The organism is Micromonospora sp. NPDC003776 (assembly GCF_053605645.1).
Window position 1 is genome coordinate 1 of sequence record NZ_JBSGJR010000753.1, and the last position, 2,756, is coordinate 2,756.

General features: G+C 74.2%; 2 protein-coding genes. One reads left to right on the plus strand and one right to left on the minus strand.

Annotated features, from left to right (window positions below):
- Nucleotides 1–67 precede the first annotated feature (67 nt).
- Complete coding sequence (locus tag ACWEVO_RS34415; RefSeq protein WP_452311590.1) at nt 68–1,879, plus strand: glycoside hydrolase family 13 protein; 1,812 nt, start codon at nt 68–70, stop codon at nt 1,877–1,879.
- A 52-nt stretch (nt 1,880–1,931) separates the two neighbouring features.
- On the opposite strand, the gene ACWEVO_RS34420 is transcribed toward ACWEVO_RS34415, so the two are convergent.
- Nucleotides 1,932–2,531 carry a TetR/AcrR family transcriptional regulator gene (locus tag ACWEVO_RS34420; protein WP_452311591.1) on the minus strand — a complete coding sequence of 200 codons (600 nt, stop codon included), beginning with the start codon at nt 2,529–2,531 and terminating at the stop codon, nt 1,932–1,934.
- Nucleotides 2,532–2,756: the final 225 nt, after the last annotated feature.

Here is a 2,756-nt window from a genome sequence, read left to right on the forward strand (position 1 = left end):
GGTCGGGTGACCGACCGCGGCGGGTGCCCGCCCCTCTCCCCGTCGGCACGACGCGAAAGGCAGGCCCATGTCTCTGCAGCCGCACCACGACGGCTCCGCCACCTACGTCCCCGAGCAGGAGCCGGCGCTCGGGCAGACCGTCCCGGTCTTCGTCCGGGTGCCCGCCGGCACCGACCTCCGCCAGGTGCACGTCCGGACCACCGGCGACGGCGAGCCGCGCTTCGCCGAGGCCGTCGTCGACCGCACCGAGGGCGGTGACGTGTGGTGGCGGGCCGACGTCGAGGTCCGCAACCCGGTCAGCAACTACCGCTTCCTGCTCGAGGGCGCGCGGGGCTACCGGTGGCTCAACGCCGCCGGCCTCGTCGACCACGACGTGCCGGACAACGGCGACTTCAAGCTGGTCAGCTACGCGCCCCCGCCGGCCTGGGCCCGGGATGCGGTGATCTACCAGATCTTCCCGGACCGGTTCGCCCGCTCCGCCGCCGCGGACGGCCGGACCGCCCCGGACTGGGCGATCCCCTGCGACTGGGACACCCCGGTGATCGGCCGCGGCCCGGAGACGCCGCGCCAGTTCTACGGCGGCGACCTGGACGGGGTCACCGAGCACCTGGACCACCTGGACCGGCTCGGGGTGAACACCGTCTACCTCACCCCGATCTTCCCGGCCCGCTCCAACCACCGGTACGACGCGGCCAGCTTCGACACGGTGGACCCGCTGCTCGGCGGGGACGCCGCCCTGGCCCGGCTGGCCGAGGCGGTGCACGCCCGCGGCTGGCGGCTGCTCGGCGACATCACCAGCAACCACACCGGCGACGCCCATCAGTGGTTCACCGCCGCGGTCTCCGACGTGCACGCGCCGGAGCGCGAGCTGTACTACTTCGACCTGGCCGGCGGGGACTACGAGTCCTGGAACGGGGTCAAGTCGCTGCCGAAGTTGAACTGGGGCAGCGCCGAGCTGCGCCGGCGCTTCGCCACCGCCGAGGACTCCCTGCTGCGCCGCTGGCTGCGCCCGCCGTACGGGCTGGACGGCTGGCGGGTCGACGTGGCGAACATGACCGGCCGGCGGGGCGCCGACGCGTACACCCACGAAGTGGCGCGGCTGCTGCGCGAGGTGGTCGCCGACACCCGGGCCGACGGGCTGCTGCTCGCCGAGCACGGCCACGACCACACCGGTGACCTGGACCGGGACGGCTGGCACGGCACCATGAACTACGTCGGCTTCACCGACCCGGTCTGGTCCTGGCTGCGCCAGGGCGACCAGCCGGTGCTGAACTTCCTCGGCACCCCGGGCGGGGTCCGCCGGCGGGACGCGGGCGCGGTGCTCGCCACCATGAACACCTACCGGTCGCTGATCTCCTGGCGGTCGTACGTGCACTCGTGGCAGCTGCTCGGGTCGCACGACTCGGCCCGGATCCGGACCGTGGTCGGCGACGCCGCCCGGCAGGAGGTGGCGGCGGGGCTGCTCGCCACCATGCCGGGCACCCCGGTGGTCTTCGCCGGGGACGAGCTGGGCCTGACCGGCGGCAACGGCGAGGGCTCGCGTACCCCGATGCCGTGGCACCGGCCGGAGAGCTGGGACCGGCGCACGTTCGACGCGTACCGGTCGCTGCTGGCGCTGCGGCGCGCCGAGCCGGCGCTGCGGCACGGCGGCCTGCGCTGGGTGCACGCGGACCCGGACACCCTGGTCTTCCTGCGCGAGGCGGCCAGCGGCACGGTGCTCGTGCTGGCCCGCCGCGCGGCCGGCGGCCCGGTCCGCCTGGCCGGCCTGCCGGCGGGGGAGAACGTCCACGGCGGCGCGCCGGCCCTGCGCCCCGACGCCGACGGCACCGTGACGCTGCCCGCCGACGGCCCCACCTTCCAGGTCTGGCGCCTCGCCTGAGGCGAAGGGAGGGGCCCCTTCTTAACGCCTGAGGCGGTAAAGGGGGCCCCTCCTAACCGGCCGGGCGGGAGAACAGGGCGCGGACGCCGGCGAGGTAGCTGGACCGGTCCGGGGAACCGGTGAGGATGCGCTGCATGAAGTAGCCGGGGACCAGGCCGAACAGGGCGGTGCCGACCGACTCCGGGTCGGCGTCCGGTGCGAGTTCGCCGGCGTCCCGGGCCCGGCGGGCGATGGCCACGAAGTGGCCGCGGAAGCGGCCGTACGTCGCCGCGACGAACTCGGCGAGCACGGCATCCCGCTGCGCCTCGCTCCACACCTGGATGGCCAGCGGCAGCATCCCGTCGGGGCCGGTCTGCGCGTCCACGTACGTCAGCGCCCGGTCCAGTGCCTCGGCCAGCGGCAGGGGCGGCTCGGCGGCGGCCAGCTCGGCGAAGACCCCCTCCGCGCCGCCGATGACGGCCTGGGCGATCGCCGTGATCAGGTCGTTCTTGCTCGGGAAGTAGCGGTAGACCGCGCCGACCGAGAGCCCGGCCTCGGCGATCACGTCCTGCATCGACGTGTTGTGGAAGCCGTCGCGCAGGAAGCAGCGGCGGGCCGCGTCGAGGATCTGCTGGCGGCGCGCCGCCCGGTGTTCTTCGGATACGCGTGGCACGCCGCACAGTGTAAAACGAACGTTCGTTCTTGACGTGAGAGCGGTGCGGAGTGCAGTCTGCGTTCAAAGAGAACGAGCGTTCGTTTAGGAGGCGATGATGTCGTCCCGGCTCCGGTCCCCCTGGTCCCTGGCGGTCCTGCTGGCCGTCCTGGTCGTCGGCGTGCAGGCACTGCTCGTAGCGCTGTTCGCCGCCCCGGCGGCCCACCTCGCGCCGCGTGACCTGCC